We start from the raw sequence: 519 nt of genomic DNA on the forward strand, positions 1-519 counted from the left end.
GCCATGGATTCCGTTCTCAAAGCTGCGTCCTAACCACCTTGACTAATGCTATAAAGGACAACAGACCGTCGAGAGAGGCTTTCGCTTCCTCAAAGACCCCCTCTTCTTTGCCAGTAGCGTCTTTGTCAAAAAGCCGCAGCGGGTCGAGGCCTTAGCTCTCATCATGGCCCTAACCCTTATGGTGTATACCCTCGCCGAACGCCAACTGCGACAGGCGCTAGATGCTCAGAAGCAAACGGTGCGCGACCAACGCCAACAACCCACCGCTAAACCGACCTTTCGCTGGATTATGCAGAAGTTTCAAGGAATCCACTGGGTTAATCTCGATGGGCAAAGGCAGATTAGCAATCTCAATGATGAACGGCGATTGATTATTCACCTCTTCGGTCCACCCGTTGAGCGCTATTACTACGCATCCGGTTAATTACCTATCAACCTGCGGAATGTAGGCTCTAATTCTTTCCCAATAATCTACTCGCGCTTTCTGTACTTCTTCTGTTACTACTTTTTCGCTCCTGA

Annotated in this window: 1 pseudogene; it reads left to right on the forward strand. The window is 49.7% G+C overall.

The annotated features are described in order from the left end of the window. Positions 1-49: 49 nt before the first annotated feature. Positions 50-424 (forward strand): annotated as a pseudogene (locus tag P5683_RS25720) (IS1634 family transposase); the annotation flags it as partial. Positions 425-519 lie beyond the last annotated feature (95 nt).

Source organism: Limnospira sp. PMC 1279.21 (genome assembly GCF_032349615.1).
Lineage (GTDB): Bacteria > Cyanobacteriota > Cyanobacteriia > Cyanobacteriales > Microcoleaceae > Limnospira > Limnospira fusiformis.